Origin of the sequence: Brevibacillus centrosporus (genome assembly GCF_046622605.1) — a bacterium.
In the GTDB taxonomy this organism is placed as follows: domain Bacteria; phylum Bacillota; class Bacilli; order Brevibacillales; family Brevibacillaceae; genus Brevibacillus; species Brevibacillus centrosporus.
Genome location: NZ_CP176856.1, coordinates 4,361,059 through 4,378,904 on the forward strand (window position 1 = coordinate 4,361,059; position 17,846 = coordinate 4,378,904).

Here is a 17,846-nt window from a genome sequence, read left to right on the forward strand (position 1 = left end):
CGGTCTCTCCTCTCTCCTGAGACTCCATCACAAAATCTTGGCCGCGTGGTAAGCTTCGCATGCCACGTGAACCGCTTCACTGAAAATACGGGCAATATCGTCCACTTGTTCTTCGGTTACGATGAGCGGAGGCAAGAAACGCATCACGGCGGAATGTCTGCCGCCAACCTCCAAAATCAGTCCGCGTTTGAGGCATTCTTGCTGAATACGGCTAGCCAGCTTTGGATGAGCGGGATAATGCCCCAACGAATCCTGTCGCTCATCCGCATTCACCACTTCCACACCGATCATCAGTCCGCGTCCACGCACGTCTCCGATAAACGCGACGTTCCTTTTCAGCTCTAGCAAGTGATTGGATAAACGATCGCCAAGCTGAGCCACCTTTTCCGGAAGGTTATTTTCCTTGATGTATGTCAAGGTAGCCAGACCCGCCGCCATCGCTAATTGATTCCCGCGGAACGTACCAATGTGTGCGCCTGGCTTCCAGACATCGTACTTTTTATGGTAAATCACGACCGAGAGTGGCAAGCTGCCGCCGATGGCCTTGGAGAGCACGAGCACGTCTGGAATAATGCCCGCATGCTCCAAGGCGAACATCTTGCCGGTTCTGCCGATTCCGGTCTGCACTTCATCAATAATAAGCGGAATATTCCGTTCTTTTGTAATCCGGCGAATCTCCTTGAGCCATTCGATCGGGGCAGGGATGGAGCCCCCTTCTCCCTGAACGACCTCGAGGATCATTCCGCACGGGGACACAATGCCGCTTTCCGGATCACTGAGCAAATTCTCTATGTACTTACTGCTGATTCGGTGCGTCTCCTCGCCGCCAACCCCAAACGGGCAACGGTAGGCATAGGGATACGGCAAGTGATGCACGTCCGGGATCAAGCCGTTGATCTTCTCTTTTTGACCGAGTGTGCCGCTCAAGCTCATCGTCGCGTGCGTCGAACCGTGATAGCCACCCTGGAAAGCCAGGATGCTTCGATTGCCTGTCGCTGTCTTTACCAATTTGATCGCAGCTTCAATGGCATCGCCCCCTGTCGGCCCGCAAAATTGGATGCGCGCATCTTTGGCGAACGCTTCGGGCAGACTCGCGAAAACCTCGTCCACAAACTGCTCCTTCAAGGGAGTCGTCAAGTCCAAGGTGTGCAGGGGACGCTTATGCTCCAGCATCTGCCTGATCGCATCCACGACCACTGGATGATTGTGACCTAGAGCCAGCGTTCCTGCTCCCGCCAAGCAATCGTAATAGACTTTGCCATCCATATCTTTTACATGGATGCCTTCCGCCTCCAGAATCGCGATGGGAAGTCTCCTAGGATACGATCTCGCATTGGATTCCCTTGCCGCCTGGCTCTCCAGATAACGCTCATTGTTGGAATTCCCCACTCGAACCACTCCTTAGAAGCTTGTTTTTGATATTTGATATTGATAATCAGTATCAATGGTTTTATATCTGTTCTTAGAATATCAACAAGCCTCTAGGGAGTAAATTCTCCAAATGGATAATGTGCGTTATTCGATTTGAGTATGCTCCTTCCCCTCCGTTTTGCTCCGCTGCAGCAATTGCTCCAGGGCGTAAGTAAAATCGGCCCCAGATGCTTCGATGTTTAACGTTTTCTTCACGTTCTGAATGTGCTTTTTCACGGTATTTACGCTGACGTATAGTTCTTCTGCAATCCGTTTAATGGAGTAATGCTGGCAAAGCATTCTGGCGATTTGCCGCTGTCTGTCACTCAGGCTCCCCCACTCCTGTCCATCCGCTTCGTCCAAGTCTTCCTGCCCGGATTCGGCTTGAGATCCGTACTCCATGGTTACTTTGACACCCTCTTGAAATTCCAAACTCATGATATGACTGACAACGAATTGGTGCAGCTCCGCCAGCTTGGCTCGCTCCTGTTCATCCTTAAGATTCGAATCAATCGTCAATCGCACTTTCGTTATCGACATGCTGCCTATCACCTCATGGATTATGGAATTAATTGATAATAATTATCAATATCAGTTATATTTTCCACTGCATATCCGAAAAAATCAAGCGAAATTTCTCCTAAAAAAAGGAAGTATCGCACATTGCAAATAGACCAATCTCCCACCTGCTTTTGGCGAAAGATTGGTCTGTTTTTTATCTTGCTGCGATTTCGCCCCCTTCTCAAAGGGGGTCAAAAGAACCTCTTTTCCCGTTCGAAAACACAACGAAAGACCCACCGATTGTTCTATTCCATCATCCGTACCAGCTTGCGCGACAAAAGCAGCAGGATCAGTCCCATCACAATGGCCATCAGCCCGATCAGCCCAAATACCTCGAAGTAGCCAAGGGATTGCGTGATTGCAGCCAAATATCCTCCCAATACGTTTGCCACGCCTGTACTCGCCAGCCACACGCCCATGAGCAAGGAAGCCAGCTTGGCCGGAGCGAGCTTGCTCACCATCGACAGTCCGACAGGTGACAGGAACAACTCGCCGAGCGTATGCAGCAAATACGTCACGATGATAAACAGGATGTTCGACTGCACCACCACGTTGTTCGCATCACTGCCTGTCTGCAGCACGGCCATAATCAATACCATGTATCCCAAGCCGAGCATGATCATACCCAGTGACATCTTGACGGGAATACTGAGGTCCCCTTTTTTCGTCGCAGCGAGCTTGATCCAAAATGCGGACAGCACTGGAGCAAGCAGGACGATAAACAACGGATTGAGCGATTGGAACCATGATGTTGGGACTTCCCAGCCAAAGATGTGCTTGTCCACAAATTTGTCTGCGTACAGAGTCAGCGAGCTGCCTGCCTGCTCGAACCCTGCCCAAAAGAAAATGACGAAGCATGTGATGATGACGATCACCGCCGTGCGCTGCTTTTCTTTCGGGGTCAAGGGCTCTCGGGAGACATCAACTCCACTCTCCCTTGCTGCAGCTCCTACTGTATTTTTTCCGATGTCACCCAGATACCGGTTTCCCAAGCCGTTGTAGATCACCTGTCCGACGATCATACCGATCGCAGCAGCTAGAAAACCGAAGCGGAAGCCGAAATGATCTATCCCATCTACAGTCGTTTTAAACAGATCCTCTGCCAGAAAACCACAGACTAACGGAGCAAAAAAACCACCGATGTTGATCCCCATGTAAAAGATGGTAAAGGCCGCATCTTTTCTGCCTTCATCGTTTGGATACAGCTCTCCGACAAGGGTCGAGATATTAGGCTTGAAAAATCCGTTGCCGATGATGAGCAAAGCCAGTCCCATATAAAGTCCAGCCGTATTCGTCAAGGCGAATAAACAGAAATTTCCCAGAGCCATCAGCACACCGCCAATGGTGATGGCACGTCGCCTGCCAATATACCTGTCCGACAAGTAACCACCCAGCAGCGGAGTAAAATAGACGGCTCCCGTAAAAAAGCCGTAGATGCTCATCGCGGTGCTCTTTTCAAACCCAAGCCCACCACTGATCAATGCTGTCGTCAAATACAGCGTCAAAAGGGCACGCATGCCGTAATAGCTGAAGCGCTCCCACATCTCTGTAAAAAACAACAGGTACAGTCCTGGAGGATGCCGGACTTTGTCGTGCTGTGCTTGTTGAGATGCTGCCAATTGTCATCGCTCCCAGCTAGAAAAAGGATTGGATTTTTCCCGAACATCATCCTTTACTATTTGTTTTGTTGGTCTTTTTCATCCTCGTTTCCCTTGCAGCCGTTCACAACGCCGTAAAGGAAAAAGCACCTCGCTGTTACGCAAGGCGCCCTTATCCAAAGTGTTGAAGCTCCGCAGCCAGCACGAGGTACATCGCATGGGACCATACCAGAGGAGAAGCGGGTTTTCCTTCTTTCTCTATCCAGCTCTCATACGCTTCTGGCGAGACAAGATGGTCCTGTACTTGTTCGGGCAATCCGGATGGCTGCCATTTCGATTCCATCCAGTGCAAGAGGTCCGCCGCAGCCTCTTTCTGCCCCGTGCGTACGTAAAACCACCCAAGCCAGGCAGTCAACAGCGGCCACTGCCCACCCCCATAGTACGTATCTGTCGTGTAGCGATGGACTCCCCCAGCTGTGACAAGCTCCCGCTTCACGGCTTCCACCGTTTCGACCATAAGGGGATCATCCACTTCCGCCAATCCAAAAGGGACCGCTATCCATAACAAACTGGCGTCAACAGCTGGATTTCCCACGGATTTCGCAAATCTTCCATCCGTTGTTCCATATTCCCGAACAAACTGGCGAATGCTCTGTCCCAATCGGGAAAGCTCCTCGGCACGATCAGGCACGTACTCCGCAATCGCTGCTGCGCCACCATAGATGGCCGCCATCGTAGCCGGGTGCTGGCGATCTCCCCATTCTTCCCAGCAGTCGTAGTTGGGCAGCCTCCAGCAGGCTTGCAGATAATCCAATGTCAAATCGATGGAAGGACGCAGCTGCTCGATCAGGGCCGTCTCGCCACTGAACCGCACATGCTGCGCTAGCCCCCACAGCCAGGTGCCGTAGCCATCGAGCTGGAAGCTGCCCCACTCCCCAATCACTTCTGCTCCATCTACGGTGTAGCGTGTATGCAAAAAGCGCTCGTTTCCTCCGCCAGTGAACCCAGCCTGCACGGCAGCGATTGCAGCACGAGCTTTCTGTTCGTATTGTCGAATCACTCGATCACACCACTGATAAAACCGGCGCGCGCTCTCATGCTGCCCGGCACGGTTCATGGCATACGCTGTAAATGTCCCGTCTCGCAGCCATGCGTATCGATACGGTCGGAAGGCAGGGGAGGCGATATAGGCTCCGCTCTCCGCCTGATGCTCCGTGATGATGCGGATGCTTTGCTCGATGAATTCAGCAGTTGTCATGCTCTTTTCCCTCCTGTGAGACGAGCCTCGTTCAAACCATGGATCTCACATGCAAAAGAAACCGCTTCCCTTAGCATATGCATCCCGTACCCTCACGTGTGTAATCCTCCATTTCATAAGGAAAAGAAAGACCTGCTGGAGTCAATCGTCAGCAGGTCTTTCTGATTCCGAGATCACTTACGACCCCTTCTCTGTATTGTCCGACAAATTCAGGTAGTGCTGCAGTTCTTCATAGAAAGCTGGGTTGCACGCCATGACACTACTTTTCTCGTCAAACGGCAGCGGGTTGCCGACCATCGATGTCACCTTGCCTCCCGCTTCCTCCACGATAATCCGTGCAGCGCCGAAATCCCAAGCGTTCAGAGACATGCTCACATAGCCATCCAATCTTCCCGCAGCTACGTAGGACATCTCCAAGGCGGCACTGCCCAGAAGGCGCATCCCCCGCACTTTACCTGCCAGCTTTTTCACGATCTGATCAATGCCTATCTGCTCGGCCCGCTTGTTCCAAAAAACGCTCGTGCACAGCAGCGCTTCCTCGAGCGTAACGACCTTTTCCAGATGCAAGGGACGATCGTTGAGGTAGGCTCCTTCGCCTTTTACGGCGTAAAAGAGCTCATCACGGGAAGGATCGTATACCGCTCCGACCAACCCCTCCCCTTTGTAATAGACCGCGATCGACACGGAGAAATTGATTTGTTGATGCACAAAATTGGTCGTCCCATCGATTGGATCAATGACCCAAAGTGTATCAAACTGCTTGTAATCCCCTGTAAATGTACTTTCTTCGCCCAATATTCCGTGATCAGGAAACCGTTCGAGAATCATGTTGATTACATGCTTTTCCACTTCTTTATCAACTGCCGTGACAAGATCGGAGGCAGACGTTTTGTATTCGACTTGAAACGGCTCTTTCATTCGCTTGAGACTCAGCTCACCCGCAGATCGGGCGCAGCGCAGAGCCAGCTCCTTAAGCTCCGTAAGTGATGGTTCTTGCACACATATCGCCACCCAAAACATGACTTTTTGTTTAGTGTACCATACTTTACCTGCGGTTACACCACACCTGCACGGAGCTTGTGCACCTGACTAGAAAACTTGGCTTCGCCAAGCTTTTCGGCGAAGCCTTAGTTGCACTTGTACTGGATGGGAGTCTTACAAATTCCTATCTGTAAAGCGAAAAGAGGCACGGACGGCTCCGGCCTCTTTCTCTTCGTGTCGTTAGCAGCAGCGTGTCACGCCGCCTTTTTCATACCGCTCCGTCAAAGCGTACATGTAGTATTCTCGCTCCGTCATCGGGAAAATACCTGGTGCGGCATGCGTCGCGTACCAGTGCTGCACGTAACGGTCATAGTCCGGCATTCCGAAAATCGTCTTGATGGCAGAGCTCACACGGCGTAATGACTTTCGGAGCGCTCTGAGCCGCCTTCTCATGCTACGTGTCCTTTTCCGTCAATGATGTTTCCTTTGGACTTGATATAGGGGGACTCATACAGCGGATATTGCTTGCCGCGCAAAATGTTGATCCACAGACGCGCGCCGTCCAAAATGATGCCGATGGTGATGACCATGAAGATCGCGCATACCGCCGCATCGATCTGGTCGTTCAAAATCATCTTCTGTGCAGCTTCGATCGTTTTTACCCCTTTTGGCAATGCTCCGGCATCCAGCGCCTTTTGGAAAGCTTCCGCATGAGCGAGGAAGCCGATTTTGGCATCCGGATGGAACAGCTTTTGCCAGCCAGCCGTCAGCGTCGCAGCACTGAGCCAAGCCATCGGTACCAGAGTGACCCACGAGTAGGCCGCTTTGCCCATTTTAAAGATAATCGTCGTTCCTACAGTAAACGCGATGGCAGCGAGCATTTGGTTCGCAATCCCAAAGAGCGGCCACAAGGTGTAGATGCCACCGAGCGGATCCATAACCCCTTGCAAGAGGAAGTAACCCCAACCGATGGAGATGAGTCCGGAGCCGATCAGATTGCCCGGCAGCCAGTTGGTTTCTTTCATTTTCGGAATGACGTTGCCGAGCATATCCTGCACCATGAAACGGCCGACACGCGTACCGGCGTCGATAGTCGTCAGAATAAACACGGCTTCAAACAGGATCGCAAAATGATACCAGAATGCCATGAATGCTTTTCCACCGAGAATTCCGGAGAAGATCGTCGCCATCCCGATCGCCAGCGACGGAGCGCCCCCTGTTCGGGAAAGAACGGTTTTTTCCTGAATATCGCCCGCGAGAGTCGTTAGCTGATCAGGGGTAACGGTATAGCCCCAGCTCGAAATCGTTGTGGCTGCAGCCGCAGCATCTGCCCCGATCACGGCAGCTGGCGAGTTGATGGCAAAGTAAACGCCTGGCGTGAGTACGCATGCTGCGATCATCGCCATAATCGCGACACCGGACTCCATCAGCATGCCGCCGTACCCAATCAGTGGAGCATGCGATTCTTTCGTAATCATTTTCGGTGTCGTACCCGAGGACACGAGGGCGTGGAAGCCGGATACCGCACCGCAGGCAATCGTAATAAACAGGAACGGGAACAGGTTACCGGCAAAAACAGGGCCAGTACCGTCAATAAACTTGGTCAAGGCTGGCATGTGCAGAGGCGGCAGTGTCATGATAATACCAATCGCCAGCACTCCGATCGTCCCTACCTTCAAGAAGGAGCTCAAGTAATCGCGTGGTGCCAAGAGGAGCCACACCGGCAGTACAGAAGCAACGAAGCCGTATACGATGATCATCCAAGCCAGCTGTACTTTGGTAAAGGTGAAAGCTGGACCCCAGGCAGGAGAAGCCGCCACTGCCTGACCCAGCCACAGGGACAGGAACAGCAGGGCGAGCCCGATAATCGAGCCTTCCATCACGCGGCCCGGACGGATGTAGCGCATGTACAAGCCCATCAGAATGGCAATCGGCAGGGTCATAAAGATCGTAAAGGTCGCCCACGGAGACTCCGCGAGAGCGTTTACAACAACCATTGCCAAAACAGCAATCAAAATGATCATAATCGCAATAATTCCGACCAATGCGAGTGCTCCGCCAATCGGACCGATCTCTTCTTTGGCGATCTGGCCCAGCGTTTTCCCGTTGCGCCGCATCGACCCGAACAGGATTACGAAGTCTTGCACAGCGCCCCCGATCACGACGCCGACGATGATCCAGAGCGTTCCTGGCAAATACCCCATCTGGGCTGCCAGCGTCGGACCTACGAGTGGACCCGCACCGGCAATCGCAGCGAAGTGATGCCCGAACAAAATCCACTTGTTCGTGGGTACGAAGTCTTTGCCGTCGTTGTTCACTTCGGCAGGTGTCGCCCGGTTGTCATCCAGACCCATGATTTTCTTGGCAATAAAACGGCTGTAAAAACGATAAGCAACGGCATAAGTGCAAAAAGCAGCTGTCAGCAGCCAGAACGAGTTGACAGATTCTCCGCGAGTCAGTGCAATGATTCCAAAACCGACAGCACCAAGCGCAGCGATCCCGCCCCAAATCAGGAGCGAGAGAAGCCATTTTCTCATCTGAGTCTCCTCCTTTTTTCCTTTTGAAACATTCAGGCAAATTCGCCTTCCTAGAACGTATCACAAGGAAAACATCCTCCATATGCAAATTGGCTGAGTCGTACAAAATGGAACACGAAACGCACCATAGGCGCACGAATGAAAGCGGATACATTCCTCGTGTCAGGGGTTTCGCACTTGTTCAGAAATTGTCCAGTTGTCTGGAGTATCATAAATCCTTGCTTGAAACAGACGGCACTGGCGAACCGCTTACATTCAGACCACACTGGGGGCATTCATGAAATCGCATCTGCTTTACACCCTGGCCATACTTTTGCTGCTCACTTCTCTCCCTGTCCTCTGCCTGGCAACCGAGAAAACGGAAATGATCTACACACCAAAGCCGATCGACGATGTCCTGTCCAATCCGTACATGGGACTTGCTCCGGACTCTCGCAACGACAGCTATGCACAAAACCACACCCTGGTGTACGCAAATCTCACCTGGCGGCAGCTGGAGCCGAAAAAAGAAAGCTACAAGTTTGAACAAGTAGAAAAAGAGCTGAAGCTTGCCGAATGGGGAGAGCGCGGAGCCAAATGGGTCATTCGTATCATCTTGGACTATCCCACCGACAAATCTCATTTGGATATTCCCGATTGGCTGTACCGTGAACTGAATGGAGACGGGGACTGGTACAGCAATAGCTATGGAAAAGGCTTCAGCCCAAATTACAGCAATCCGCAGCTGATTGCGTATCACCAAAAGCTGATCGAAAAACTCGGCGAGCATTACAGGAACGACCCGCGTCTCGCGTTTATTGAATTGGGCAGTATCGGGCACTGGGGAGAATGGCATACGAATACCTCTCGCCCCTTTCCCAAGCTGGTAGTGACAGATCAGTACGTCCAGCCCTATCTGGATCAATTCCCGGACTCGATCCTGCTCATGCGCAGACCTCATCCGATTGCCAGGAAATTTAAGCTCGGTCTCTTCAACGATGTATTTGGCAATAGAGATCAGACGGAGGAATACAAATCCTGGGCAGACAAGGGGTACACCTCCTGGCTTACCCTCGAGAAAATGCCAGCGATGCCTGATTATTGGAAATACGCGCCGAGCGGGGGCGAATTTTCTCCCTCCAAATCGTTAAAAAGGTATTTCAGCGCAGCCTCTATCAACGATACCATCGCACAGGCAAAGTCCACCCATATTAGCTGGCTCGGTCCGAATACTCCTGCGACTTTTGCGGCAAACGGGACGCAGCAAAAATATTTGAATCAGCTGCTGAATACGATCGGCTATCGTTTTTTCGTTCACAAGGAAATTCATGAAGCGTCTGTTGCCCCTGGTTCCGACCTGAACATCAAGCTGGACCTGGAGAATCAAGGCGTAGCTCCCTTTTACTTTCCGTGGGTGCTCGAGCTGTCGCTGGCGGATGCCAACGGCGAGATCGTCGCCAAGGCAGAAACTTCAGCAGACATCCGCAAATGGCTGCCTGGAAAAGTGACGACCGCTTACGCTTTGCCGATCCCAGATGAGCTTCCAGCTGGCTCGTACACGGTATGCATCGCGATCCTGGATCCTCAGAACGGCGAGCCAGCTATTGAATGGGCGATGGAAGGAAAACGGGAGGATTTGCGATATTCGCTTGGGCGTGTAGAGGTTCAAACGAAGTAGAAAAAAGGTCGCCAGCAATTGCTGACGGCCTTTTTTGCGAACCATTTACGCTGCCTTCTGCTGTACTGTTGACGGCTTTTGCAGCAATACAAAAGGCAAGCTGACCAAGATCGCTGCCCCGATATAAATCAGACTGTAGCTGTTCGTGGACTCCAAAATGCGGCTTGCTACAGCGGGTCCGAAAGCCATTCCTACAAAATTCAGCAGGTTGTAAAAGCCAAGCCCTACACCAAGCTTCTCGGGACGCAATGTTTGCGGGATCAGGTTGTTCAGGGATACTTGAATCGCGGAGTAGCTCATCGCAATCAGCACCAGCGCTATGGTAGCCGCAAACACGTTTGATTGTGGCAGCAGCCCCAGCATGAGAAAGCCCGCTATCATCGTAACGGCAGCCAAGTAAATCACCCTCTGCCCACCGAATACGGGAAGGAGTTTACCTGCTGTAAAGCTAGATAAAATACCAGATGAGCCGCCGATGAACATCAACATACCGATGTAAAAAGGCGAAAGACCATTCTTGTGGCTTAAGAGCAATGGAAACAGAAAGGCATTGGCCATAATCCCTACATTGATCAGAAAACCGACGGAAGATACGCGCAAAAACGTTTTATTCGCAAAAAGCTCCGTATCGATAAATGGATGCCTTGCTTTTGCCAGCCAGCCCTTTAACAAGACTGCGAGAGTAATGGCGAGCAGGAAAAGCAGCTTATTGCTGGTGACAGCCAGCAGGATGGACGCGATCACCCCGAACAGGAGACCCGCTCCCCAAAAATCAAAATGAAACGGCGAAGAGCTGCCTGCGTCTTTTGGCACAACCGCTAGGACAAGTCCAATTCCCACGACAGCAATCACCATGAGCAGAAATAAATACGGCCAGCCAAACGCATTCGTGATCACTCCGCCAACCAAGGGGCCAACACCCGCAGCCAGTGCGATAGCTGCACTGATCATAGCCAAAGCCGCGGGACGCCGGTCTGGCTGAATGATACGGACGACTGTCACCATGGCCAGTGAAATAAAGGCGGATCCGCCACTCGCTTGGATTATGCGCCCCAGAATGATGACAGTATATGATGGCTTGCTAAAACCAACCAGTGAACCGATGATAAACAATCCGAGTGCGAAGAGGAGCAGCCTTTTCACACTGAAGTGGTCAGCCAATTTGCCATAAGTCATGGAACCGATCGCAATAATCATAGAGTAGCCTATGAGGATCCAGCTCACTTGAGACGGGCCGATCGATAAATCTGCTGAAATATCGGCAAGCGCTACGTTAAATAGCAAGGCATTCATCACGGCGAGCAAAACGATGAAGCTCAACGTGAAAATCAGCCATTTGGAATTACCAGGTGCATTCTGCTTCAAGATGTCCACCCCTATATTCTTATAGTCTTAAAACTTTCAAACTAAAATGCAGAAATCACCGTGCATACACTATGCTTTCTATGAATGGTCTTTCAGTCTGTTCGATAGTTTTAGATCCTTTGAACTATTGCTGTGAAAAACAGGTTATCTGGCAACTAGAGGGTAGCCAAATAACCCGGTAAGAATTCTTGAAACGTTTCCTCTCTTAACGTAATGATTTTAAATTGTCCTTCCCGTTCCACATCGATCAAATCCGCCTCTTGCAAAATCTTGAGATGATACGAGGCATTCGACTTGTTCAAGCCATTGGCTGCTCCAATATCTCCACACGTAATATTTTTTTGGCCATGGTAGAGATAGCGGATGATCTCAATTCGCTTGACATCTGCTAGAGCCTTAAAGATCTTGACACGCTTCTCGTCATCATTGGTTAGTTTGATAGTCATGGAACTATAGTAAAACTAGATGCAAAGCTTGTCAAGCTGCTGGCAGAACGGCTTGTGCAAAGCAACTCTTCCGGACTCTTATGGAGCATAGTCGCCGTTATAGCTTACCAGTGAGACATCCTTTACCCCTTCAATCATGGAAATGTCCTGAACAAAAGCAGTATTGTCGCTTTTGAGCTTGATTTCTACGACCAGCTCTATCACGTCTTTGTTGATCGTCTTTGACTTGAGCGCATACTTGAGCTTGTTTAGTTGAAATCGGACCTCGTCGCTTGCGTGATCCCGGTAATGAATCACGAGAAGATAAGCCATGTCCTTCAGCTGTTTTCGGGAAAGCAGGAGAATCGTCGCTGCCACTACAAGCGATCCGATGATGGATACGGGAAACGCACCCGCCCCTGTCGCGATACCAACTGCAATCGACCAAAACATAAAGACGATGTCCAAAGGATCCTTGATCGCGGTCCGAAAACGCACGATGGAGAGTGCACCTACCATCCCCAGAGACAGGACGATATTGGTGCTGATGGTCATGATGATCAGGCAGGTCAGCATCGCCATCACGACGAGTGTGATATTGAAAGAATGGCTGTACACCACACCACGAAAGGATTGTTTATAGATGTAATAGATGAAGAGTCCGATCAGCCCGGATAGGATGAGCCCGATGACCGTATCCCATACCGAGATGCTGGCGAATTGCTCCATCTTCAGCACACTTTTTTTGATGATGTCCTGAAAATTGATTGTATGGTCCATGAAACGGATTTCCCCTCACGCTAAAGTTTGTAGTACGCTTTGCTCTCCTCTCTGCAAATGAGATATTTGGAGATAGCAGATCGCTGGCTGCTGAAATACCGGAGCAAAGAACGAATGTTTGTCGGCAGGAAGTTGTCAAACTTTACTTCCATGATCATTTTTGGCTCGTGAATGACGTTTACCGTTTTCATGTTTGGATCAAAGATGTCGAGCGTATTCACGTTGGTTATCAATTGCTTGTCAAAAGTCACACGTACATTGCCGATCTCCATCAAATAGGCTTCCCGGATGTAATCAGTGACGACTCTCGGCTGAAACAGATGATTTTTGCTGTCGAGATAAAAGTCATGCAGCAGACTCTCCTTTCGCGCCAGCAGAAAGTCCGTCTCCCCCGCCATGATGCTCTCGTATTCCGCCCTGCTAAGAGATGCCGCTTCCTTACAAATGTAGCCATCGTACTTGCTCTTGCGCTCCAGCTTGATCACGTCATCCGAGTGATTGTAGATGCGTATCCGGTACTTCTTTCTCTTGTATACGCCGTAGTTTTTCTCGTATAAGGAAGTGTCGTAGGTATCGTCAAAATATAGACTGCGTATCTGATAGCCTTCCGAATCGGTTGAGTTTGGATCGAGCTGTGTGATCAAGCGCAGTCTGCTTTTCAGGGCCAGATAATCGTAAAAACGGATGTAATACTTCCACTCATTTCTCAGCTTCTTGTTGCCAAACTGCATGTGAGTCCCTCCTTACTTCACAACAAACTCCTTCACGCCGTGGTAACGAATATTATCCACTTCGATGCGGTCAAAGGATGTCTGCTCATGCCCTTTGCTGTCCTTTACACTGACGCGCCAGAAGTACCGGCCTTTTGCCATTTTCGGAAGCTCGTAGCTCGTACCCGTCACACCTTTTGCCTCCACGTACTTCTTGGTAAACCCGGGATCGTAGCTGATGGCAAAATCATAGGTCAAATCGTCACCCTGCAGATCGTAGGAATGATCCCAGGTAAAGGTAGTCTGCCCCTTCTCCTCTTTCGGCTCGTCCATGTAAAACGGCATGGGGAATTCCTGACCCTCGTAATACCTCACTTTGTTGCGTGCGGGCTGTCCCGCGATGATGTTGTATTCATAGTCAAACTTGTCCACTTCCTGTGGCAGATGGTACAAGTCGGGCTTTTTTTTCACGTATTGGCTTGCGATCGGGTAATAGCTTTTCAGGAGAGCCTCGGTTTTCTCTGTCGTGATAAACTTACTGAGCTCCTCGATCTTTTCATTGAGCGCTTTTACATTCTCAGGGTCTTTGAACACACGACTGTGCAAGTCAGACACCCAGTAGTTGGAGATCCCAAACTCCCACTTCCCGAGGGTGACCTGCGGCATGCGCTTCGCCTCTTCTTCAAAGAAGCCCCACGACAGATCGTAATCCCAAGGCAGGAAGTACCATTTTTCCGAGTCCGATGGGCTGTACAACAAAAAATTGTGCGCGGCCGTATCTGCATTCCCCATCAAAATATTTGCGGCAAGCCACGTGAAGTAGTTTTCGCGGTCGAAATAGTTGTCCAGTACTTCCTTGATCGGGATCGAGTGGTTTTTCAGATCGTCCAGCATGGCGATCAGCTTCTCGTGATTTTCGCTCCCTTTGACCTCCAGAAGGCTTTCAAATGCGGCTTTGTCATAGGTCGGATCGTTGGCCAGCTTGATTTTGTCCGCATCGCGGTGAAATTCAAAATTGATCGCCTTGTACAGATTGCCGTTCCGATCCAGTCCATGGGCTTGCAAAAAGGTCTTGTTTGGCTGTTCGATCTGCGTAAAGAGCCCGTAGTCTACGAATTGCGTGTCTGGATTCGGGCCTGTCATGTCTTTGATCATGAGGTGCACGAATTGCGTCCGCAGACTGGAGATGTTTGGCATCTGCTCAAAGTAATCGAAGCTGAGCTTTTGCCGGACCCGGGTGACGTCTGGCCGGTGCTTGTTCAGGTTGAGGTTTCTCTGCTCCCTCCAATAGCCAGCCGTGTCCAGCAAGCGGATTTTGTAGGACTTTTGCTGGGAGCTGCGGCTGGATTCCCCGCGCACCTCAATCGTTCCGTTCGTTCTCGACTCGCCGTAGCCAAAATAGCCGGATGTAGGACCTTTCTCGTCACCTTCCTGAAAGATGATTTTCGCCGTAAGATCATTCCCTTCGGCATCTTTGCCATCTAGCGAGCGGTTCAGCTCGGAAAATGTCGTTGTCGGAAGCTCTGCGTTCTCTTCTTTCACCACGGTGACATAGAAATGCACGACACTTCCATCCTCATCCTGTGCATAGACGTCTTTCTTTTCATGCAAGCCTTCTTGTGGAGCCTGTACCTGTTCTACGGGGGCCGCGGACGGCTGGCTTCCCTCCGCCAGATTCGGCGTGTCTTTGGCACAGCCAGCCAAAGCTGCCAAGGCCGCCACGAGCATCCATCTGCATGCGCTAGTCGTCACTCTTATCTCTCCTCCCTCGCAATTAGCGGCTGTGAACAGTAGGTGTAGTAGTCAATGTTTTTCAAGTAGTAGAGGAGACGCCCCAAGGCTGCTGCTACCGCCAAAAACGAAGACAGAAAAAAGGAAAATCCGTAGTTCTCAAGCGGAAGCATAGCCAGCGTGATGACCGCCGTACTAGTTACGAACAACGCCGTCACCACAGCTGCCCCTCTCCGGTCATCAAAATAAAGCAGCAACAGCATCAGAACAAACATCACGGCGTACAAAAAGCCAGCGACGACCAAGATGTTGAAACGCTCGATCTGCTCCGTCGAAAAGCCGATGTGCGGCAATAGCGTGATGCCCAGCGCCAGCGAGACAAAGGTAAAAAACAGCTGGATTTCCATCATGAAGCCGAGCTCCTGCATCAAGGTCTGGATCATATCCTTTTTGGCGCGTTTGATGTCTTGCACAGATCCCGTACCCAGAATCGTCCCGTAGTATTGACGGTACTTCTCGTAAAACGCGGTCTCCACAGACACGACGAACATGACCATCGTCGGCAAAAAGCTCAGCGACGCATAGAACGCAGGCACGTCGTAGGACGAAGCGATCCAGTACGTATCCGCGATATTTTCCTGCAGCGGGCTCATCAGCCAGTAAATAAAGTTGTGAATATAAAAGCCGAGCGAGCAAAACAGCCCAGTTGCCAGCAGGCTTGGGTACTTTTTGACATACTGCAGGAAAGCGAAGTATTTGCTTGCCTTTTGGCGAAAATAGCTTTCCAGATGAAGAAAGGACAGAGCGATCATCACGAAAAAGCCGATATTCATAGAGAACAGCATGGCCAGTCCCGTGTGCATGCCAGCTGCATAGACCATGAGAAGAGCAGAGAGGCACGTCACGATTACCGCAGCCGCATACCCGCGAATAATCCGCATGTAATCTTTCAGGGCGGACATGTAGGCAGATTGCAGCCAAACGACAATCAGCTCCACATAGAGTAGATATGCGGATATTTTAAACACTGCATCAAGAGGGGAAAAATAATAGAATACGGCGCCAGCCACTCCTCCCAGCCCCAAGCAGGTGGCAATGACACCGTAGAGCGATGCGATAATCTCGTCGTACTCGCGCAAGTAAATCTTGTCCGCGATATAGCGGGAAATCACCATGATAAATCCGCATGTCACCAGCAGGGAAAAGACAAACGCATACACGACTGCCGCCAAAAACGTCATCCGCTCCAAATAGGAAACGTCTAGGTAAATCAGCAGCTGCTGCAAGAGTGTGACCATCAGCATGCACAACGCCATCGGTCCTACCGTCACGAGTGAGGAGTATGCGTAAGCTTTCATCCCGGACAGGTAGCCGCGCCCCCGGAACATCTTTTTCAGCTCAAACCCGATACCTGCCATGGCTGCACCTCCATTTCCCGATACAAATTCCGATACGCCTCTAAAAATTGGCTCTTCGTGTACAAAGCGGTTACCCGCTGTAGTCCGTTTTGCCCCATTTGCCTTCGCAGCTCTTCTTCTTCACAAAGAGTGATCATCGCCTGGGCAATCTGACCGGCATGCATGACCGGCACCACGATCCCCGCGTCCTGAAACTCATCCCCATTCCCGTACAAGAGCTCCCGGCAGCTCCCCACATCCGTCGTGACAAATGGCTTCGCACATGCCATTCCTTCCAAAATGACGAGGGGTTGCCCTTCGCTGATGCTGGTCAAAACGAGCATGTCCATTTTTCCGAGGTACTCTTTGGCATTGACCGTTCCTGTAAAACTCACACGAGACAGCTGCAGGCTCGCCACCAGCTGCCTGCACTCTTCAAAGTACTCCGGATCTTCATTCGTCGGTCCCATGATGATCAAATAGGCATGCGGGATTCGCTCATGGACAAGTGCAAAGCTTTGGATTAGCGTCTTGATATCCTTGATCGGCACCACTCGTACCAAGGCACCGATATAGATCGCTCCGTCTTCGTCAAGCTCTTTCCCGGGCAAGCTTTGGTACTCCTCCACTTCTACGCCGTTCGGAATGATGGCGATTTTGCCTTCGTCGCATCCAAGCTCGATCTGAATCTCTTTGTTCCTGCCAAACAACGTGATGACTCGATCGGAATACCCGTACGCGCACTTTGAGAGGTTGAGGAAGTAATCGATCCAGATGTCTTTGAAATGGCCTTTGATCCAGCCAGCTTTAATAATCTCCTCTTCGCGCTCCCGGGTGTAAATGCCATGCTCTGTCAATAGAAACGGTCGGTTGTAAAGATACTTTCCCAATGCTCCTGTAATGCCGCCATAGCCTGTACACACGCTATGGTACAAATCCGCTTCCGGCATTCCCCCCTCAATGATCAGACATAGAGGAAGAATCATCGAACGAATCATCCAAATCATTTCGGTGAATGGGATTTGGGGATACTTTTGTTCGCACAGCTTCTGCACGATGTCAAAGAAGTCGCGGCTGGTGAGGAAATCTCCTACGGAGGGCAGCCTTCCTCTAACCAGCAGGTCGAAGAAAGCAGCCCAGCTAACTTCGCTTCCATCCAGCAGAGAGAGAAGCGCCTTTTGCTCTTCTTCCTTCAAAGCCAACCGCTTACCCGGGACAGCCTCTTCGCGAAAGTAGGTGTCCAGAAACACTTCCTTGATCGCCACGACGTTTTCCGGCAGCTCGTATACAAAGCTTCCTTTGTTTTTCTCCTGGGCTCCAATCGCATACAGGACGAATTCATGCTCGGGCATTCCTTTGATCAAGGAATGAATCCAGCTGGACACGCCTCCCGTGATGTACGGATAAGAACCCTCCGCAATCAGACAAATCTTCAT

Annotated in this window: 15 protein-coding genes; 1 reads left to right on the forward strand and 14 read right to left on the reverse strand. The window is 50.8% G+C overall.

Features of this window, described 5'->3' with window-relative positions; translation table 11 throughout:
• Positions 1-27: 27 nt before the first annotated feature.
• The 7 genes from ACLIN2_RS22045 to ACLIN2_RS22075 all read right to left on the reverse strand — a co-directional run bounded on the left by ACLIN2_RS22045 (position 28) and on the right by ACLIN2_RS22075 (position 8,345).
• The gene (locus ACLIN2_RS22045; RefSeq protein ID WP_411502131.1) at positions 28-1,398 is read right to left on the reverse strand and encodes an aspartate aminotransferase family protein; all 1,371 of its coding nucleotides are present in this window, start codon (positions 1,396-1,398) and stop codon (positions 28-30) included.
• Between the two features lie 117 nt (positions 1,399-1,515).
• Complete coding sequence (locus ACLIN2_RS22050; RefSeq protein ID WP_400585358.1) at positions 1,516-1,950, reverse strand: response regulator transcription factor; 435 nt, start codon at positions 1,948-1,950, stop codon at positions 1,516-1,518.
• A gap of 266 nt (positions 1,951-2,216) precedes the next feature.
• Entirely contained in the window at positions 2,217-3,590 is a 1,374-nt protein-coding gene (locus ACLIN2_RS22055) for a peptide MFS transporter (protein WP_411502132.1), read from the reverse strand.
• Positions 3,591-3,741: 151 nt separating this feature from the next.
• Positions 3,742-4,827: a glycoside hydrolase family 15 protein gene (locus ACLIN2_RS22060; RefSeq protein WP_411502133.1), complete on the reverse strand. Its 1,086-nt coding sequence runs from the start codon at positions 4,825-4,827 to the stop codon at positions 3,742-3,744.
• Between the two features lie 177 nt (positions 4,828-5,004).
• The gene (locus tag ACLIN2_RS22065) at positions 5,005-5,847 is read right to left on the reverse strand and encodes an inositol monophosphatase family protein (protein WP_373863301.1); all 843 of its coding nucleotides are present in this window, start codon (positions 5,845-5,847) and stop codon (positions 5,005-5,007) included.
• A gap of 201 nt (positions 5,848-6,048) precedes the next feature.
• Positions 6,049-6,261, reverse strand: coding sequence for a CstA-like transporter-associated (seleno)protein (locus tag ACLIN2_RS22070; protein WP_092268510.1), 213 nt, complete (start codon positions 6,259-6,261; stop codon positions 6,049-6,051).
• A complete protein-coding gene (locus ACLIN2_RS22075; protein WP_411502134.1) occupies positions 6,258-8,345 on the reverse strand; it encodes a carbon starvation CstA family protein in 2,088 nt (695 codons plus the stop codon). Before ACLIN2_RS22075 ends, ACLIN2_RS22070 begins: the two co-directional genes overlap by 4 nt.
• 277 nt (positions 8,346-8,622) lie before the next feature.
• Here ACLIN2_RS22075 and ACLIN2_RS22080 point away from each other — a divergent pair, with 277 nt between their 5' ends.
• Positions 8,623-10,002: a DUF4832 domain-containing protein gene (locus tag ACLIN2_RS22080; RefSeq protein WP_411502135.1), complete on the forward strand. Its 1,380-nt coding sequence runs from the start codon at positions 8,623-8,625 to the stop codon at positions 10,000-10,002.
• A 45-nt stretch (positions 10,003-10,047) separates the two neighbouring features.
• Here the strand turns inward: ACLIN2_RS22080 and ACLIN2_RS22085 are convergent, their stop codons facing one another.
• The 7 genes from ACLIN2_RS22085 to pelF form a co-directional block, all read right to left on the reverse strand.
• Positions 10,048-11,367: an MFS transporter gene (locus ACLIN2_RS22085; RefSeq protein WP_411502136.1), complete on the reverse strand. Its 1,320-nt coding sequence runs from the start codon at positions 11,365-11,367 to the stop codon at positions 10,048-10,050.
• A gap of 155 nt (positions 11,368-11,522) precedes the next feature.
• Positions 11,523-11,813: an ArsR/SmtB family transcription factor gene (locus tag ACLIN2_RS22090; RefSeq protein ID WP_400585378.1), complete on the reverse strand. Its 291-nt coding sequence runs from the start codon at positions 11,811-11,813 to the stop codon at positions 11,523-11,525.
• A 78-nt stretch (positions 11,814-11,891) separates the two neighbouring features.
• A complete protein-coding gene (locus tag ACLIN2_RS22095) occupies positions 11,892-12,572 on the reverse strand; it encodes a DUF4956 domain-containing protein (RefSeq protein WP_400585380.1) in 681 nt (226 codons plus the stop codon).
• Between the two features lie 20 nt (positions 12,573-12,592).
• Positions 12,593-13,303 (reverse strand): polyphosphate polymerase domain-containing protein, encoded by a 711-nt coding sequence (locus ACLIN2_RS22100; protein WP_411502137.1) that lies wholly within the window; start codon positions 13,301-13,303, stop codon positions 12,593-12,595.
• Between the two features lie 12 nt (positions 13,304-13,315).
• Positions 13,316-15,034 (reverse strand): CotH kinase family protein, encoded by a 1,719-nt coding sequence (locus tag ACLIN2_RS22105; RefSeq protein WP_411502138.1) that lies wholly within the window; start codon positions 15,032-15,034, stop codon positions 13,316-13,318.
• A gap of 2 nt (positions 15,035-15,036) precedes the next feature.
• Entirely contained in the window at positions 15,037-16,431 is a 1,395-nt protein-coding gene (gene pelG / locus ACLIN2_RS22110) for an exopolysaccharide Pel transporter PelG (protein WP_411502139.1), read from the reverse strand.
• Complete coding sequence (gene pelF, locus ACLIN2_RS22115; protein ID WP_411502140.1) at positions 16,407-17,846, reverse strand: GT4 family glycosyltransferase PelF; 1,440 nt, start codon at positions 17,844-17,846, stop codon at positions 16,407-16,409. The genes pelG and pelF overlap by 25 nt, the downstream gene beginning before the upstream one ends.

What these genes read in the sequence shown, in the direction of transcription:
- ACLIN2_RS22050 (WP_400585358.1), bottom strand. Translation starts at nt 1,950, where the DNA reads ATGTCGATAACGAAAGTGCGATTGACGATTGATTCGAATCTTAAGGAT.
- ACLIN2_RS22060 (WP_411502133.1), bottom strand. Translation starts at nt 4,827, where the DNA reads ATGACAACTGCTGAATTCATCGAGCAAAGCATCCGCATCATCACGGAG.
- ACLIN2_RS22065 (WP_373863301.1), bottom strand. Translation starts at nt 5,847, where the DNA reads ATGTTTTGGGTGGCGATATGTGTGCAAGAACCATCACTTACGGAGCTT.
- ACLIN2_RS22070 (WP_092268510.1), bottom strand. Translation starts at nt 6,261, where the DNA reads ATGAGAAGGCGGCTCAGAGCGCTCCGAAAGTCATTACGCCGTGTGAGC.
- ACLIN2_RS22075 (WP_411502134.1), bottom strand. Translation starts at nt 8,345, where the DNA reads ATGAGAAAATGGCTTCTCTCGCTCCTGATTTGGGGCGGGATCGCTGCG.
- ACLIN2_RS22080 (WP_411502135.1), top strand. Translation starts at nt 8,623, where the DNA reads ATGAAATCGCATCTGCTTTACACCCTGGCCATACTTTTGCTGCTCACT.
- ACLIN2_RS22090 (WP_400585378.1), bottom strand. Translation starts at nt 11,813, where the DNA reads ATGACTATCAAACTAACCAATGATGACGAGAAGCGTGTCAAGATCTTT.
- ACLIN2_RS22095 (WP_400585380.1), bottom strand. Translation starts at nt 12,572, where the DNA reads ATGGACCATACAATCAATTTTCAGGACATCATCAAAAAAAGTGTGCTG.
- ACLIN2_RS22100 (WP_411502137.1), bottom strand. Translation starts at nt 13,303, where the DNA reads ATGCAGTTTGGCAACAAGAAGCTGAGAAATGAGTGGAAGTATTACATC.
- pelG (WP_411502139.1), bottom strand. Translation starts at nt 16,431, where the DNA reads ATGGCAGGTATCGGGTTTGAGCTGAAAAAGATGTTCCGGGGGCGCGGC.
- pelF (WP_411502140.1), bottom strand. Translation starts at nt 17,846, where the DNA reads ATGAAGATTTGTCTGATTGCGGAGGGTTCTTATCCGTACATCACGGGA.